The sequence below is a fragment of the Pseudomonas sp. GW821-FHT02H06 genome (assembly GCF_059421525.1).
Window position 1 is genome coordinate 24,117 of sequence record NZ_JBWKVD010000010.1, and the last position, 16,018, is coordinate 40,134.

At 57.0% G+C, this 16,018-nt stretch carries 15 protein-coding genes; 8 read left to right on the plus strand and 7 right to left on the minus strand.

What is annotated here, in order from left to right; all coding sequences use genetic code 11:
* Nucleotides 1–9 precede the first annotated feature (9 nt).
* The gene (locus AC07VF_RS16945) at nt 10–339 is read right to left on the minus strand and encodes an AprI/Inh family metalloprotease inhibitor (RefSeq protein ID WP_192174778.1); all 330 of its coding nucleotides are present in this window, start codon (nt 337–339) and stop codon (nt 10–12) included.
* A 115-nt stretch (nt 340–454) separates the two neighbouring features.
* Nucleotides 455–1,870 carry a serralysin family metalloprotease gene (locus tag AC07VF_RS16950; protein ID WP_495008931.1) on the minus strand — a complete coding sequence of 472 codons (1,416 nt, stop codon included), beginning with the start codon at nt 1,868–1,870 and terminating at the stop codon, nt 455–457.
* A gap of 470 nt (nt 1,871–2,340) precedes the next feature.
* Between AC07VF_RS16950 and AC07VF_RS16955 the strand changes: the two genes are divergently transcribed.
* Nucleotides 2,341–2,571 (plus strand): hypothetical protein, encoded by a 231-nt coding sequence (locus tag AC07VF_RS16955; protein WP_192174776.1) that lies wholly within the window; start codon nt 2,341–2,343, stop codon nt 2,569–2,571.
* Between the two features lie 220 nt (nt 2,572–2,791).
* A complete protein-coding gene (locus AC07VF_RS16960; protein WP_423574192.1) occupies nt 2,792–3,790 on the plus strand; it encodes a bile acid:sodium symporter family protein in 999 nt (332 codons plus the stop codon).
* A 127-nt stretch (nt 3,791–3,917) separates the two neighbouring features.
* Here the strand turns inward: AC07VF_RS16960 and AC07VF_RS16965 are convergent, their stop codons facing one another.
* The 5 genes from AC07VF_RS16965 to AC07VF_RS16985 form a co-directional block, all read right to left on the minus strand.
* Entirely contained in the window at nt 3,918–4,250 is a 333-nt protein-coding gene (locus AC07VF_RS16965; RefSeq protein ID WP_495008932.1) for a hypothetical protein, read from the minus strand.
* 312 nt (nt 4,251–4,562) lie between these two features.
* On the minus strand, nt 4,563–5,195 hold the full coding sequence (locus AC07VF_RS16970; RefSeq protein ID WP_463583082.1) for a hypothetical protein: 633 nt from the start codon (nt 5,193–5,195) through the stop codon (nt 4,563–4,565).
* A 386-nt stretch (nt 5,196–5,581) separates the two neighbouring features.
* Nucleotides 5,582–5,932, minus strand: coding sequence for a hypothetical protein (locus tag AC07VF_RS16975; protein ID WP_495008933.1), 351 nt, complete (start codon nt 5,930–5,932; stop codon nt 5,582–5,584).
* Between the two features lie 4 nt (nt 5,933–5,936).
* Entirely contained in the window at nt 5,937–10,547 is a 4,611-nt protein-coding gene (locus tag AC07VF_RS16980) for an RHS repeat-associated core domain-containing protein (RefSeq protein ID WP_495008934.1), read from the minus strand.
* A 464-nt stretch (nt 10,548–11,011) separates the two neighbouring features.
* Nucleotides 11,012–11,455: a hemerythrin domain-containing protein gene (locus AC07VF_RS16985; protein ID WP_192174772.1), complete on the minus strand. Its 444-nt coding sequence runs from the start codon at nt 11,453–11,455 to the stop codon at nt 11,012–11,014.
* Between the two features lie 208 nt (nt 11,456–11,663).
* Here AC07VF_RS16985 and AC07VF_RS16990 point away from each other — a divergent pair, with 208 nt between their 5' ends.
* The 6 genes from AC07VF_RS16990 (at nt 11,664) to AC07VF_RS17015 (ending at nt 16,007) form a co-directional block, all read left to right on the plus strand.
* Nucleotides 11,664–12,605 (plus strand): aliphatic sulfonate ABC transporter substrate-binding protein, encoded by a 942-nt coding sequence (locus tag AC07VF_RS16990; protein WP_495008935.1) that lies wholly within the window; start codon nt 11,664–11,666, stop codon nt 12,603–12,605.
* 15 nt (nt 12,606–12,620) lie between these two features.
* Complete coding sequence (locus AC07VF_RS16995; protein ID WP_495008936.1) at nt 12,621–13,946, plus strand: LLM class flavin-dependent oxidoreductase; 1,326 nt, start codon at nt 12,621–12,623, stop codon at nt 13,944–13,946.
* Nucleotides 13,947–14,072: 126 nt separating this feature from the next.
* Entirely contained in the window at nt 14,073–14,795 is a 723-nt protein-coding gene (locus AC07VF_RS17000; RefSeq protein WP_495008937.1) for an alpha/beta hydrolase, read from the plus strand.
* An 83-nt stretch (nt 14,796–14,878) separates the two neighbouring features.
* Nucleotides 14,879–15,049 (plus strand): hypothetical protein, encoded by a 171-nt coding sequence (locus tag AC07VF_RS17005; protein ID WP_495008938.1) that lies wholly within the window; start codon nt 14,879–14,881, stop codon nt 15,047–15,049.
* 355 nt (nt 15,050–15,404) lie between these two features.
* Nucleotides 15,405–15,803, plus strand: a complete 399-nt coding sequence (locus tag AC07VF_RS17010; protein WP_495008939.1) for an N-acetyltransferase — start codon at nt 15,405–15,407, stop codon at nt 15,801–15,803.
* Between the two features lie 33 nt (nt 15,804–15,836).
* Nucleotides 15,837–16,007 (plus strand): hypothetical protein, encoded by a 171-nt coding sequence (locus AC07VF_RS17015; protein WP_423574207.1) that lies wholly within the window; start codon nt 15,837–15,839, stop codon nt 16,005–16,007.
* Nucleotides 16,008–16,018: the final 11 nt, after the last annotated feature.

Consider the following 16,018-nt stretch of genomic DNA (forward strand, 5'->3'; position numbering starts at 1 on the left):
GAAAAAGAGTCAGGAGCGTGGGGTGGTGCTTGCGGCGTCGCGTTGCAGAAAAAGGGTGCGGCCGTCGGGCAGTCGGGCCATGTAGAACCCTTCTCGCTGGCGACCCATGTGCACCAGGAGTTCATCGTGGTTGTCGACCAGCGCGATGCCATCAGGCGTCGGGTACCAGGTGGCCGGTGTGCCGCCCAGCCAGTGTCCGGCGCAGGCCAGATCCCCGGCAAGCTGTCCGTCCTGTTCTTGCAGAATCAATGTGCAGGGTTTCTGCGCATCGTCCTTGGGGTAAAACTGCCAGGGACCGGCCAGTTCGGCGGGGCTCGCGAGACGTAGGCTGCTGGCCATGAGGGGGGCTCCGCTTAAGGTGAAAAGCGTCGTGAACAGACACGCCGCGGTCTTCCAGTTCATTGATCTGCTCCGGATCAGGCAGGGACGGCGTTTGCACGCCGCCCCCTCAGGCTTAAACCACGATGTCTGTCGTGGCGGCCTGGCCTACGGTGTTAACCAGGAAATCGGCCGCACGGTCACCCGTGAAGTCAATCGACAAGGTGCTGCCGGTGCTGATCTGGGACAACACGGCCTGACCTGCCGTGCCGCTGAACGCACTGACGAACGTCAGCGGAATGTGGCTTGTCGCAAACTCCGGCATGGCCGACAGATCGATTTTGTCCTGACCGCTGACAAAGTCCATGATCTGGTCCGGGGCCGACGGCCGTGAGTCGCTGCTGGCCGCGAATACAAACGTATCCGCCCCCGTACCGCCCCACAGTTTATCGGCACCGCCGCCACCGAAGATGATGTCGTTGCCGGCACCGCCACGGAGTTCGTTGGCTGCGCCATTGCCAATGATCAGGTCATTGCCCGAGCCGCCAATGGCGTTCTCGATGACCACACCTTTGGCAATGGACACGTTGCCCACCAGGCCGCCGACATCCGAAAACGAAGCCTCGTTGAGGTTGATTTTCTGGTTGTTGGTGTAGCCGGAGAAGTCCAGGGTGTCCTTGCCACCGCCATCCCACACCGCGAACACCAACTTGGACGACGAAGACGTCGCCGAGTAGTAGTCACGATCTGCCGTGGAGTTGAACCCGTAGGTGGTGTCTGCGGCGCGTGTCGCGAGATTGGCACCGTACAGCTTTTGTACGGCGGTAATATCGTCGAGCAGGGGTGCCGAAGCGTAGGCCCCTTTGGCGTTCTGGCCGGTGTTGGTTTCGCTCCAGTAGCTCATCACGCTGTAGCCGCGAGTGTCCTGGGCGTAGGTGGCATCGGCATAGGTCGGGTTGCCGTTGCCGGCGTTGTAATCGCCGGGGTGCGACAGGCCCAGGGTATGGCCGATTTCGTGGGTGAGGGTCTGGCGCCCGTAATTGTTGGTGCCAGGGTTGGCGTTGACCTGGTAGCTGCTGTTGATCATGTACCAGGACTGACCTGCATACGAACCGCTATCCGGGAGATAGGCAAACGCCGCGCCGCCGTTGTCACCGCTGTAGTTGCCGAACGTCATGTGCCCGTCACCGCCGGAGTTGGCTTGGGTGAAGGTGACTTTCGCTACATCGGCCCACGACTGCATCGAAAGCTTGGCCTGGGATTGTTGCAGTGCCGAAAAGGCGCTGAACGTGCCCAGGGTGCGATCGAAATCGGCGGGTCGGCTGGTCAGGAAGGTGTAGGTCAACTCGATGGTGCCGCTCCTGTTTGAGTCTGCCCATGCGGCATGGTCGCGCAAGATGTAGTCGGCTGCCTGGTCCACCGTGTACGACGGTTTTCCATTGATCGGGCTACCGCCTCGGTCGTACTGGTGGCTGAACGTGTTGATCTGGTTGTATGCAGCGCTTGGGCCCTGTGGCGTGACGCTGAGGGCATTGAGTTTAAGTTTCGACATTCAGACATATCCTTGTCTGCGTGAAAAAAAACGACCGAATGACCTCAGGTGCGAGGTCATCCAATCACTCGCTTGGTGCATGAAGCGAGGAAAAACTGGCACAGGGTTGGGACGATGGTCCAGCGATTTCATCGAAAATGTATCAAGATTTCTCAAATCTGTAACAAATTCGACAAAAATTTGTACTCAGGTGACACGCTGGCGTTACACCTTTTAAGAATTGGGGTGGTCAGCAGCCCTGTGCGACAGGGTTGTCAGCGACGGGGAAATTGAGGGTGATTAACCGGTCTTTCCCAGACCGCTTTGATGGGGCAAACGAGTAATGGATGGCCATGCTTCTGTTGGTCTGAACTTTGCTACAGCCCTGTTACAGGCGGCCTCGATCACAGAAAATTGGCGCGAAGGCACTCCTGAAATTACCTTTAGTTTTGAATCGGCATGCCCTACGACGCGCATGCCCGGAGCCGGCCATGAGTACTCTCTCGGAAATTGCAGCAAACCTTTTGAAACGCGAAGACAGTCCCGAGAAAGCCGCTGCGCAGGCTGGCCCCCGTGGACCGATGGGTTGGGAACAACTGATGATGCTCTCGAAAGAGAAAGACATCGTGAAGTGGCAGGCCGCGTTGTCCCGGCTCATTGCAGACAATCCCGGTCAGCGTCGAGTGACCGTGATGCGCGTGATTCAGGGCGGTCTGGCCTGACATTACCCGGGGTGTGGTTGGTCCGCTTGTCGACGCAATGTCTCGCAAGCGGCTCCCGCTGCTTCTAGTGGGACCGGCTTTAGCCGGGAATGGGTCATCGGTAGGTCCAGACCGTCTGGAGTGTCCGTTAGCCGCTATTGATCGACATATTGGCGTTAGTCGGCAGGTACATTGCGCGCTAAAGTGACGGGCATGTTCCTGGCACCTTCGGATGACGCAGATGACCCGCCCCCGTTTTCTCCCTGACAATTTCACCCTCATGCTGATCACCGTGGTGATCATCGCCAGCTTCCTGCCGGCCACCGGGCAGGTGGCCGTCGGCTTCGGCTGGCTGACCAACATCGCCATCGCGCTGTTGTTCTTTCTTCACGGCGCCAAACTGTCCCGCGAATCAATCATCGCCGGCGCGGGGCACTGGCGCCTGCACTTGCTGGTGTTCGGGCTGACATTCGTCCTGTTCCCCTTGCTCGGCCTGGCACTCAAACCCGTGCTGTCGCCCCTGATCGGCAAAGACTTGTACATGGGCATTCTGTACCTGTGCGCGCTGCCGGCGACGGTGCAGTCGGCGATCGCTTTCACCTCACTGGCGCGCGGCAATATTCCGGCGGCGATCTGCAGCGCGGCGGCCTCCAGCCTGTTCGGGATATTCCTGACCCCGCTGCTGGTCACGCTGTTGCTGAACGTCCACGGCGAAGGCGGCTCGACCCTCGATGCGATCGTCAAGATCAGCGTGCAGTTGCTGCTGCCGTTCATTGCCGGCCAGATCATGCGGCGCTGGATCGGCGCTTGGGTCGGACGCAACAAGAACTGGCTGAAATTCGTCGATCAGGGCTCGATCCTTCTGGTGGTCTACGGGGCGTTTAGCGAAGCCGTGAACGAAGGCATCTGGCAGAAGACGCCGGTCTGGGATCTGGCGGGGCTGGTGTTGGTGTGCTGCCTGCTGCTGACGCTGGTGCTCGTGGCTGCGACCTTGCTGTCCAAGTTGTTCGGCTTCAATCAGGAAGACCGCATCACCATCCTGTTCTGCGGCTCCAAGAAAAGTCTGGCGACCGGCGTGCCGATGGCGCAAGTGCTGTTTGCGGGGAGCACGATTGGGCTGTTGATCTTGCCGCTGATGTTGTTTCACCAGATTCAACTGATGGTGTGTGCGGTGGTGGCGCAGCGGTATGCGAAGCGAGCAGAGCCAGTAGCGGAGTTGATGGCGCAGGTTGATCCTTGATTCTGGTGATCAACTAATTGGCGTGATGGAAAAGCCCCGATGATTCGGGGCTTTTTGCGTTTGGAGGGGGGCAATGGTCAGTTAGTGTGGAATGGTTGATTGCATCAGTCTAAAAGGACTGTCCCCGTCAGACTGATTTCCTGGTTTCGTATTGCCTCCTTGCAGCGTCAGCCACGTCTTCATTCTCATCACTTAACAGGTTTACAAGGACTTCCAAAGGAGTCTTTTTGTTCAGAGCTATTCCACTTCTCACCATAGGATCAGGATCTTGCGAAAGGAACGCGAACAACTCCAGCGACAGTTTTCGCTTACTTGCTATGAAATACCTGCTTTCAGGATGGGACTCGCATAACTCTTCCAGGATCACAAGTGGAATTGTTTTGTTGTGTATTACCCATTGCACGTAGTCGGGATATCTCTTGATCACTTCACGCCATACAGCAAGAGGCGCGTCCTCCATGGCAGACCTGTCGTATTCAGCCTTGAGACGGCTAGCGCGTAGGGTTACAAATTCTTCGGCCGATGTGATCTTGTTTGCCTTGCATATAAAATTTTTGGATGTCGATGGGCTAAGCCGTTTAACCTCAGGTTAAAAGCATTAAAGGGGGCCGTCCCTTTTAGTCCTCATATGCGCAATAAGTTGCACACCTCTGCGCAACTTGTTGCGCACGTCGGCAAGCACGCCTCACCAGAGGGACCAATCTGGTTAAAGGGCCATCCCCACATATTTGAGCGCTAACGCTCGAAATGCGAACCATCGACTGTTATTTTGCTACCAATGAATTAATTTCCGTGGGCTATCGACAAAATCAATCTCCGCATAGCCTTCAACCGCGGCATCAAACTCTTTAAAGAAGAAGTCAAGGTTGCGTGAGAATACGATAAATGCGCCATTGCCGTGCTCTCCGGTTCCGTCTGGTACCGTCACATAGTGACAAGTGTCTTGCAGGGCGTCATATAGCTCCTTGCCCCGGATCCGGAGGTGAGTGCTCTGCAAAATACTTGAGAGTATAGTGGGGTTGGGACTTTCGGCATGTCTGTGCCTGATGAGGACCTGATGTTTTCTAAGATTCCTGTCGTACTTTTCATGGTCCTCAAGCAGTTTCTTAAAACCGTCATTCTTAGCTCTGAACATTAGGCAAGGCATGTGTCCTGAACGCTTATGAACAGGTGGCTTGATGGTCATCTTGTGGTGCTCAACCCAAAAGCATTTTGAGACGAGGGCGTCGATCGCTGCGTCACCGTAAGGCGTTCTGTTAAATCCAATCCCACCATCCAAACTGACGGCCATAATTAAGGCAAATTGATCTTGCTCATTTGCAGACAGCTCCGCTATGGGGTCATTAGCATGATGTTTGAATTCACTGAATTCTGACGTGTAGCATAGAATTCTATAGGTTTTCATGTTGCTTTCTGATATTCCTCTCAGACAAGCCAGACACGGAATAACTGTTGTTAACGCTAATCAAATTCCGGTGTATAACCATAATATTTACATGCGATCTATTGAGTGGCTGCTGGTTAAATAGTTTATCTGTTTGACTGTTTTATATTTAGGCGGTTTGAAGTTGATGTTTTTTATCTATGTTGCTTTGTGTTTGATTATTCGATCTCCGTAGACATCGGCGTAGGTTTGATGATTCGCTATCAAGGATAAAAATCTTTCATGCACTATCGCCCATGATCAGCTACATCCGCATACTAAATTCCTCTGGGAGTCAAAGGGGGAGTTCCCTTTAACTCTCCAGATCAGTTCCATTCCATCACTGCGACGTCTATATGCAAGTTTGGTTATTGAGATCTAATCCATTTACACATTTCTTTTTTGATTTCATCCAGTAAAGCCACTTTTCCTACTAGAACGAGTTCACGGTTCATTTCTTTGTCATGATACGACACCAACGTATCGATATCCTCATCAAGCACTATTCTTAGAATTTGACCATTGCTTTCATTTTTTGTAGAGAATATTGGGTTGCCGTCTTGACACGGCGTCCCATCCGAAAATTTCGTATTGCAGTACGGCACTTTAAATTTGCCAGCGTCCAGTCCGTGCTCCTGCGCCTCCGAATAAAATAACTCATATAAATGCCGTTCCAGGCCAATGTAGGATTGCGCGTTATCTAGGTAGCTGTTGAACATATGTTTACTCCACGAAAGCCTTACCGGTTATAACCTCAATGTCGACCCGCTCATGTTTGGTGTCCTTCACCATAAACGTACGGTTGATATAGGAATTTGCTCCACCACCTTTGGCCGCATTATCAATGTACTTAGTTGCCTTTTTGAAAGCGTCCTCACGAGCGGCGAGATCTCTCTTATTAAGTTTACCCTTAAGCTCACATAGCTTTTGCTTGGCCTCATTCACGGTCAGGGGCTTGTCCTGGTTCCAGGCGACCGACTCCTCGAGTTTCGCACCTTGAGCCTGGATCCGACCACGATGGGCAGCCAACCCCAACGGATCTGTCCAGCCTGAGGAGTTCGGCGCGTATTGATAAACATTAATGCCACCCTCATAACCAATCGGATCCTTGCTGATGAAGCGGCCAACTCCTGGATCATAGTACCGATGCCGGTTGTAGTGCAGGCCGGTTTCGTGGTCGTGGTATTGGCCTTGGAAGCGGATGGGATTGGTCAGGCCGACTTGCTGGGCTAAGTCCGAGCGCTGTTCTTGTGCTTCACCCCACGCTTTGTATTGGGCGCTCCAGGCGGTGTTGCCGTTTTGGTCGGTTATTTCCTGGGGCGTGCCGAGGTGGTCGCACTGGTACCACGCCAACGCATCAATCGGTAGCGCGACCGGTTTGTAGGTCCAGAGCGGGTCTTCCTTGAAGTTGTAGCGGCCTTCGTAGGTCGGTTGGCTGACGAGACGAATCGTTTCGTGGCGGATGGCTTGGGCCACCGGGACGAATGTGCCGGGCTCGTGGATGTAGTGGACGGTCCGGCCGAGTGCGCCGGCGTAGGGTGGCGGGCTGCTTTCCCAGGCGATGTTGTCGCCGTCCCAGCCGTACAGGGTGAAGCCGCAGCCGAGTTCGCGCTCTTTGCTGGCGTGTTCGTTTTCGTTCCAGCCTGTGCCGGCTTCGGGACGTGGCCTGTATTGCGCTTTCGAGAATTTGTAGAGGCGGCGTCCGAGGGGGTCGTAGCCGAAGTCCACAGTCAGACGCGGATCTCGAAAATGCACAAGGCGATCAAAGAGGTCCCAGTGCAGTTCGCTGCGCAGGCCGTTGGTCCAGCGCTCGGTCTGGTTGCCGCGTTCGTCGTATTCGTAGTGGTTGCCGGCGTAGTCGCGCAGCAGGTTGTCGACGAGTTTGTTTTGAGCCGGCTCGGGGTCTAGTGGGCGGCGCGCGGGTGCGGCGCTGTCATCGAGCAGGTTGCTGGCCGGGTCGAAGGCGAAGGTTTCTGTGCCTAGGCGGCTCGTGGCACTGAGCAGGCGGCTGACTGGGTCGTAGCGGTATGAGAGCGGGCCTCGACGGCTGTCGTTGATGTCGGTGAGTTGGCCAGCAGCGTCGTAGGTGTAGGTGCGTTTGATGAGCGTGGATTTGTCGTCTGCTCGGCCCAGTAGCTGTTCTTGAAGGCGTCCTGCCGGATCCCAGCTTTGGGTTTGCAGCAGTTGGTTGCCCTGATGGCGGGCAACTTCGCGATGCAGATCATCGCGTTCGTAACTGAGCAGTTCGTGCTCGTCCAGCTTCAAGCCGAGCAGATGCCCGCTGCCGTAGGTCAGCCAACTGACGCGATGTCCGTCCGGGCGGATGGTCGCGACGCGATTATTAAGGGCGTCGTACTCATGCTGCCAGACGGCAACCAGTGGTTTATCCAGGTTCGAGTAATGCTGGTGCTCTCGCAGCAAGTTTCCAGCGGGATCGTGGAACCATTGCAGTTTGCTGATGGCGTTGGTCGCCATGACCAGATGGCCGTTGCCGTCATAAGCAAACGTCTCGCTTTGGGATTGCTTTCCTAGCGTGGCCCGGCGTTCGGTGAGGCGGCCCATCGGGTCGAATGTCAACGCAATGGAGCGCTGGCCGTTGATAGTCTCGGCAAGGCGCCCGGTTTCCGGGTCGTACTGATAGCGAGTCGAGCGACCGTCGAAGCCGCGCTCTTCCAAAAGTCGCCCGACTGGATCGTAGTGAAAGTCGGCGCGGCGTTCATTTTCGTTTTCCAGCGCAACGAGGCGGCCAAGCTTGTCCCAGCGGTAGCGCAGGGTTTGCTCCGCTGCGTCGACGCGTTCGGCGATGAAGCCGGCGGCGGTGTAGCGCCACGTCGTGCAGCGTTCAAGCCCATCAGAATGAGCCAGCAAACGGCCTTCAGCGTCGCGGCTAAAGCGTTCTTCGGTTTTGTCCGGATGCTTTATCAGAACCAACTGACCGGCTTTGTATTCGTACGCGGTGCTGTGGCCAGCAGGGTCGGTGAAGCGAACCATCTGGCCGCGATCGTCGTATTCCCAGCTACTCACCTTCCCCGAGCAGTCGGTGTACTTAACGAGTTGTCCGGCGTCGTTGTAGCCCAACGCCTTCTTGTTGCCGTTGGCGTCCTTGATCGCCGTAGGAAGACCGAACGTGTTGTAAGCGTACTCGGTAACGTTCTCTAGCGGATCAATCGCCTCAACGAGATTGCCGCAAAGGTCGTATTCCCGTTTCCACAGCCCACCTTCGCCATCATTGATCTTGATCAGATGACTTTTATCGTCGTAGGCGTAATTGATCACGCTGTGATCAGCGCGAGTGTGCTCGGTCAGGTTACTGAGCTTGTCGTAGCGATACCGATCCGTGCTGCCGTCGGTGTGGACGTGGCGGATGATGTTCTTCGCGGCGTCGCGGAAGAACCACTCGGAACGCCCGTCCGCGTGGCCAATGCGATAGGTGCAACCGAGGCTGTCGTAGTAGTGCCGGGTTTCATGACCGAGCGCATCGGTCACGTAGGTCAGGCGGATATTTTCGTCCCACGCCAGCCGCGTATCAAAACTGCCGTCGTCCGCCCATTCGCGGATGGCTTTCGCGTCGGGGCCCGTGCCTTGCCATTGCAGGTTCAAACCACGATTGGTGCGGTCGGTATAGCGGGTGATCAGGTGGTTTTGATACTGATAGCGCCACGCAGCGCCGTTCACATCCTGAGCCAGAACAAGGTCACCGAAATCGTCGTACTGATACGCGCACAGTTGGCGTTTAACGTCGCCATCACGTATTTCCCAGAGCCCCGTCAACCGCCCCTGATCGTCAATCAAAGTGCCAAGGCGCAAGTGGACTTTACGGGCGTCCTTCTCCCGATAAGTGACCAGCTCGGAGAGCACCAACCCCCCACCGTGCCGATGCTCGTAATGCAGCATCACCCCGGCACCATTCGGCAAAACCTTGTTGATCAGAACAAAATGGTCACCCCGGCGAACATAGGTTTCCCTGTGCTCAAGCCCACGCATTAGCACCAACCGATCCTTGCTAAGTCGAATGACGGTCAGATTTTCAATGGCGTTGAAGTGGAACAGTTTGACCTTGGGAAGGGGGAATTCGTGGCTGCGGCCATCGGCGTCGTGGAAGACCAAACCGTCGTCAACGAGATCGAAACGTGTAGTAAACGGCGTGATCCAGCGCGCACCGATAACATCATCATCAAACGCATCCAGACTCGAACAATAGGTGCGCGTCCACTCAATCGGAAACGGCCCCGGCAGACTGAAATCGGTATGGCTAACCGACTCCGAGCCCATCGCAAAGCTGATGCTCCTCGCCGTCGACCCACAGGCACATTCACAAGGGCACGGACACGTACAGTTCTTCCGCTTGTTAGGCCGGGCTTTCGCAGGCTTCTCGAAACCAACCGCCTCCAGCTTCCCTTCGCCGCCCTGGCGCCTGGCCTGATTAACAACCCCCGGCTTGATGTTGAACGACTGCCCGTGCCCGTTGCGGGAGCGCCAACTGACAACCGCGCCGGCCAGTGTCTGCAGCAACGCTCCAATCGAGTTCTGAACCCCTGGATCCGCCAGACCAGTAATCCTAGTGCGAAGCTCCGGCCCCATGGCGCGCAACAAGTCGGCCTGTCTGACCACCTCCGCCTTAACCGCGTCAGGCACCAGATGCTCGACGGCCCCGTTAACCGCCCCCTTACCCGCAGCAACACAAACATCTGCAGCCGCCGCAAAAATATTGCCAATCGCAGCCTTTGGGTCATAGGCCCACTGATCCCCAGCGGCCTGAACCAACTGCTCGGCCTCAAGCAAATCAGCCTTGGCGTTCAGCTTCGGGTCAACCAGCTGTTCAAGACCGGCAGCGATCTCAAGGAGCACGCCTTCCCCAAGTTTCCCGGCATCCTCAAGAATCCCCGGAAGCTTCCCCTGCGCCTGGGTCACAAAGTCATCAAGCGTCCCAACGATGTCCGCATTGAGGTGCCCGATCAGCACCTCGATCAGTGAATCGCCAAGCACCAATTTCCCCGCCTGACGCATCTCCTGACGCACCAGAAACAGCATCGGCCGCAGGGTCATTCGCGCCGCCGCCATGCCCGGCGGGATGGGAATCATCCCGATCAGATTGATGCCCAAACTCACCCAGTCCAGCGGGTCGCGCTTGTCACTGGTCGCCAGCCGAACGATGTCATTCAGCGCATCGACCAGCGCCATGACGTTGCCCACCACGGGCAAAAATCCCGCAGCGTTCTTGATCCGCTCAAGCGAAACGACCCCGCCGCTGATGTCCTGCAGCCAGGCATCGACGTTCGCCGCACCGGCGCCAACGTCCTCAAGCTGAATCAGATCAAGCGGAACGATCGCCACCTGAGGCTCGTTTTTTGCGTCACTGCCGGACGTAACTGCGGGGTTTGCCAACGATGCTCTCCGTGCTCAAGAAACCATCCGAAAAGGCCTGAATGCCAATCCGGGGGCCACGGAGATATCAAGGGCTGTGCCAGCTATGATTTAGTCGATAAAAATCAATGATTTAAGTAGGAATGCGGAAGGTTTGAGCGAACGCCAAACCAGAGAACCCATACAGCTTGCGCAAGAAATTGCGCAGTGCTGTGCAACTTCTTGCGCAGTCGCCTGGAGGCCAAAAACGACGTGGCTTCTAGAGCTGTAGGGCCTCTAAAGCACGCAATCAAGTGCGCAACTTCTTGCGCACTCCACCAGACCCGCACCCAACCGCTCTTCACCCGAAAGACGGCATCGCCAACAAAATGCGGCAGCGAAAAACGACCAAAAAAAAGCCCCGAAAATTCGGGGCTTTTAGCATTCAGAGCGGCTTAAGCTTTGGCCAATTGCTCCTCGTATTCCTTGTGATACTCACGGGCCAGCGATTGCTTCTGCTTGTCGTCCAGCAGTTTGCCCGCTGACTGGAAGAACTTCTGCTCTTCTTCCTTCAGGTGGTGATGGACCTTCTCCGACAGCTTCTTGGCCGTGGCCATCCAGGACGGGCTGGACATCTCGGTTTCGTCGAGCTCTTCCATCATCTCATCCATTTCATGGTGCTCGGAAATGGCATGGCGGCTGAGGTCGACGCCGTTGTCGAACTGCATCAACGGAATATAGAAGAAGCGCTCTTCGGCGGTTTCATGGGCCTGCAGTTCAGCTTTCAGCTGTTTGTAGACCTCGACACGCTCCTCGCTGTCGCCATGGGTTTGGATCAAGGCATCGGCATAGCCGCGTTGCCGGTCATGACTCTCTCTCAGGGCTTCAAAAATGTTCACGGGTGCTCCTTGGTTCGGCGACGGACTGATGTGCTTATCCCTAGACCGCAGCGGGTATTCAGCCGTTCCGTCGCGCTTCGGGCATATGCATAGATCTATAAGTTTCTTTCATAACCAACGTCGTTTTTTATAATGAAAGTGAAGCTGTTTCGATGTGCTCATTCGTTTTTGCGCTGAGCGCTCCTCCTGTGCCCGTTCAAGGATCCTCATGTCCCTGCGAAAGATCATCGTGGCCGCCGCATTAATGCTGGCGACCCTCACCGCTCACGCCGAGCAGGTCATCAACATCGGCTATCAGCGCTCGTCCACGCTGTGGATTCTGCTCAAGAACGACGGCCAGTTGGAGGAACGGCTCAAGCCGCTGGGCTTCACCGTCAACTGGCATGAATTCAGCAGCGGGCTCTTGAGTGCAATGAACGCCGGCAGTGTGGACCTGCATGCCGATGTCGCCGATGCGTTTGCCTTGTTCACGCAAGCGGCGAATGCGCCGCTGACCTACTACGCCCGTGAGAATCCTTCCCCGACAGCGCAGGCCATCATCGTCCCGGACAGCTCACCGATTCGCAGCGTTGCCGACCTCAAGGGCAAAACCGTCGCGGTGTCGAAGGGCTCGGGCAGTCATTTTCTGTTGATTTCGGCCCTGAAGAGCGCCGGGCTGACCCTCAAGGACATCAAGCCGATTTACCTGGAGGCGCCCGACGGTGTCGCCGCGTTTGCCAGCGGCAACGTCGACGCCTGGGCGATCTGGGACCCGTTCCTGGCGACCCAGCAGCGTGAGCATCATGTTCGCGTGCTGACCGACGGCTCCGGCGGCATTGCCAACTACAACCGTTTTTACGTGGCCAACACGAGCTTCGCCAAGGCCCATCCCGAGGTGCTGCAAGTGGTGTTCGAAACCTTGCATCAGGCCGGGCAGTGGGTGAAAGGTCATCCCCAGGAAGCCGCGGCGAATCTGGCGCCGCTGTGGGGCAACATCCCGCCTGAGACCGTCGAGCTGGCCAACAGCCGACGCAGCTACGACATCGTTCCGGTCAAGGTGGATGAGCTGGCCGAGCAGCAGCGCATCGCCGACTTCTATTTTGAAGCCGGGATGATCCCCAAAGCGCTGAAGGTGTCCGACATCGCTGTCTGGACCCCGCACGCCCAATAAGTCAGGAGCGCGATCATGAGTCGTCACATTCACCTGTCGGCGTTCCTGCTGACCGGGCCGGTTATTCACAGTCATGCGGTCTGGCGCCATCCCGAAACGGTCGGCCATTACCTGGATCCCGAGTATTACGCCCGCACGGCGCGGGTGGTGGAGGAGGGCCTGTTCGATTTTCTGTTCTTCGCCGACCGGCTGGCGGTGGGTGACCAGATGGGCGGCTCGCGGGACGTGGCCCTGCGGTATGGCGCGCAGGATGCGACGCGTCTGGACCCGCTGCCGATTCTGTCCTACCTGGTCGGGCAAACGAGCAAGCTCGGCCTGGGCGCTACCCGCTCGACGACGTACTACGAGCCGGCGCACATCGCTCGGGAGTTCGCCACGCTGGATCATCTGTCCAAAGGCCGCGCTGCCTGGAACATCGTCACGTCGATGAATGACAGCGAAGGGCGCCTGTTCGGCAAGGACAAGCACCTTGAGCACGACCTGCGCTATGACCGCGCTGACGAGTTCGTCGAAGTGGCGCTGAAGTTGTGGCGCAGCTGGGCGCCGGATGCGCTGAAGCTGGACCGGGAAAGCGGCGTGCTGGCCGACCCGTCGAAGATCACGTCGGTGCAGCATCACGGCGAGTGGTTCAAGGTTGAAGGGCCGCTGAACATTCCGCGCACGCCCCAGGGTCGTCCAGTGCTGATTCAGGCCGGTTCGTCGGGGCGTGGACGGCGGTTCGGCGCGCGCTGGGCCGAAGCGATTTTCACCATTCACCCGCACCTCAAGGCCATGCACGCGTTTCGCCAGGACGTGCGCGAACAGGTCGTCGAGCAAGGCCGCCACGCCGACAGCTGCAAGGTGCTGACGGCGGTGATGCCGTTTATTGGTGGCAGCGAAGCCGAGGCGCGGGCCAAGCGCGACAAGCACAACGCATTGGCGCGTCCGGAACTGGGTCTGGTCACCCTGGCGTCGCAACTGAACGTCGATCTCTCTCCGTTTCCACTGTCGGCGACACTGGCAGAGATCGCACGCTCGCCGTCTATACCGCCTGCTGCGGCGGAGAAGCTGCTGATGCAGGGGCCGGACACGACGCTGGAGGAACTGGGCCGGATTTTCGCCAGCAGCGTACGGGTGCCGCAACTGGTCGGCACGGGGGCACAGATTGCCGATCAACTGGCGGAGATGTTCACCCTGGGCGGCTGCGACGGGTTCGTCATTTCCCCGGCATATCTGCCGGGCTCGTTCAGCGAGTTTGTCGAAAGCGTCATTCCACACCTGCAACGCAAAGGGCTGTTTCGCACAGCGTATGAAGGCTCGACCCTGCGTGAGCATCTGGGGTTGGAGGCGCTGGACTCCTGAACCCTGCGCCTGAGAAATTCATACTCCGTACAGCCACCTGACAGCTTTGCGCGATCATTGACGGGCTGACATTCGCGACATGCTGCGTATGATGAGCCCGACGTTTTTCGCAAAAGGCTCACGCTCATGATGAAGTTTTTCGCCGCGCTGCTGTGTGTGTTTACCGGCATGGCCCACGCAGAACCCGCGCTGCTCACGGATCTCGCGCTGCCGTATCTGGCGGCGGCGCCCGCTGAATCCAGAGACAAACCCCTGATCATTTTCCTGCACGGCTATGGCAGCGACGAGCGCGACCTGCTCGACATCAAAAACGATCTCTCCCCGGGTTACACCTACCTCTCCGTGCGCGCGCCGCAGGAAGTCGACGGCGGCGGGTACAAGTGGTTCACCCAGGACACCGACCAAGCCGAATACGAAGGCGTGACCAGCGATGTCGACAAAAGCACCGACTTGCTGCGGACCTTCATCCAGCAGGCCACCGAGAAATACCAGACCCAGCCCGACAAAGTGATCCTGGTCGGCTTCAGCCAGGGCGCGATGATGAGCTACCAGATCGGCCTGCAATACCCGGAACTGGTACAAGGCATCGCACCGCTGAGCGGCAAGATTCTCGCGTCCCTCCATTCACGCCTGAAGCCCGATGAGCGCCTGAAATCGCTGAAAGTGTTCATCGGCCACGGCTCGGCCGACACCCGCGTGCCTTACTCGGGCGCAACCGATGCCAAGGCGGTGCTGGAGAATCTGCTGATCGTTCCGGAGTTTCATTCCTACGCCGGGGCGGGGCATACGATTACAACGGCTGAAGTGGCGGACTTGAAGCACTGGCTGGAAGGTCAGCTGCAAAACTAAGTCGACGTTGAAGAGGCCAGGGCTGTTGCAAGCCCTGACGTCTACGAATCACTGCATACGCCCGTGAGAGCAAGGAGGTGCTTATGAAAACAAGGAAACGCAGAGAAAAACTTCAGGCTATTGCTGAATTCCGTGCCGAAGCGCGCAAGCGCGCGGCTGAAATAATCCCCTTGCAAATGCACTTTCTGCGCGGAGCGCTCGAAGTTGATAGAGACCTTGAACCAGTCGGCCCCATGGCTGGGATCAGATGCTGACGCTTCAATAGAAAACCGCCGATATCGGCGGTTTTTTCTTGGGTTCATTCAGGGGGGATGCATGTGTCCAGCCAATGGTCTGCGGGGCCAAGCGGGGGCGGCATGAGCTTTTTGGCTCTCTGGTTCGTTGGACATGAAGTTGGTCGCTATAACTATGTACCGCAGATGGACCGGATACCTCCGTCATCATTCGCTGCTTTGTTATGTGGTGAATCTGGCAATGAGGAGACAGGGAAAGGGGACTGATCTGCGCAATCAGGTCCTCAAGTCGAAAGCGCGCGAACTGGTTAACCAAACCCTCAAGAGGTCAGTGCAAGTACGATCGCTTGGCATAGACAGTGGCGCTGTGAGATTTATGCCTATTGACCCCGCGGCGCTGGAAATCAGCGATGAATGGGAACGCTGCCCCTATCCTTGGCGGGCGGTGCCGGAATGGAAGCTAAAAGATCCTAAAGGTCTTGACCTCGCCCTGTGGCATGCTCAGGAGCTTTGCGGTTTATGTTACGCAACACCGCGCCGGAGCCGTTTGCGGATCAAGATTATCTTGCTGGAAGATCAACCGACCGGGACTCATCCCCTGAAAGGGTCGGTTGCCCCATTGATGTTGATGGCGGTGAAGGTTTACGCGCAGTTGCTGAGATGCAAAGTCATCCAGATCGAACGCCCCGAGCCAGGCGTGGTGAACTACTATCAGGCACTGGGGTTCGAGTTCGATACGGCTGGATGCCTTGTTATTTCAGCCGATCGTTTCTAGGATGTCCCCCAAGACCACAGCAGGGAGGTGCTTATGAACATCAAAAAACGCAAGGCCAAGATTCGGGAAATGACGGAATTCAGTGCCGAAGCGCACAAGCGTGCTGCGGAGTATGCTCAAGCTCAGCTGCATTTTCTGCGCGTAGCAATCGAAATTGGAAGAGACCTTGAACCAGCTGGCCCGATGGCTGGGTTCAGGAACTGAATCCTCAAAAG

Bases quoted from the DNA above. Each gene is read 5' to 3' on its own strand.
- AC07VF_RS16945 (WP_192174778.1), bottom strand. From the start codon at position 339: ATGGCCAGCAGCCTACGTCTCGCGAGCCCCGCCGAACTGGCCGGTCCC.
- AC07VF_RS16950 (WP_495008931.1), bottom strand. From the start codon at position 1,870: ATGTCGAAACTTAAACTCAATGCCCTCAGCGTCACGCCACAGGGCCCA.
- AC07VF_RS16955 (WP_192174776.1), top strand. From the start codon at position 2,341: ATGAGTACTCTCTCGGAAATTGCAGCAAACCTTTTGAAACGCGAAGAC.
- AC07VF_RS16960 (WP_423574192.1), top strand. From the start codon at position 2,792: ATGACCCGCCCCCGTTTTCTCCCTGACAATTTCACCCTCATGCTGATC.
- AC07VF_RS16965 (WP_495008932.1), bottom strand. From the start codon at position 4,250: ATGGAGGACGCGCCTCTTGCTGTATGGCGTGAAGTGATCAAGAGATAT.
- AC07VF_RS16970 (WP_463583082.1), bottom strand. From the start codon at position 5,195: ATGAAAACCTATAGAATTCTATGCTACACGTCAGAATTCAGTGAATTC.
- AC07VF_RS16975 (WP_495008933.1), bottom strand. From the start codon at position 5,932: ATGTTCAACAGCTACCTAGATAACGCGCAATCCTACATTGGCCTGGAA.
- AC07VF_RS16990 (WP_495008935.1), top strand. From the start codon at position 11,664: ATGTCCCTGCGAAAGATCATCGTGGCCGCCGCATTAATGCTGGCGACC.
- AC07VF_RS16995 (WP_495008936.1), top strand. From the start codon at position 12,621: ATGAGTCGTCACATTCACCTGTCGGCGTTCCTGCTGACCGGGCCGGTT.
- AC07VF_RS17000 (WP_495008937.1), top strand. From the start codon at position 14,073: ATGATGAAGTTTTTCGCCGCGCTGCTGTGTGTGTTTACCGGCATGGCC.
- AC07VF_RS17005 (WP_495008938.1), top strand. From the start codon at position 14,879: ATGAAAACAAGGAAACGCAGAGAAAAACTTCAGGCTATTGCTGAATTC.
- AC07VF_RS17010 (WP_495008939.1), top strand. From the start codon at position 15,405: ATGCCTATTGACCCCGCGGCGCTGGAAATCAGCGATGAATGGGAACGC.
- AC07VF_RS17015 (WP_423574207.1), top strand. From the start codon at position 15,837: ATGAACATCAAAAAACGCAAGGCCAAGATTCGGGAAATGACGGAATTC.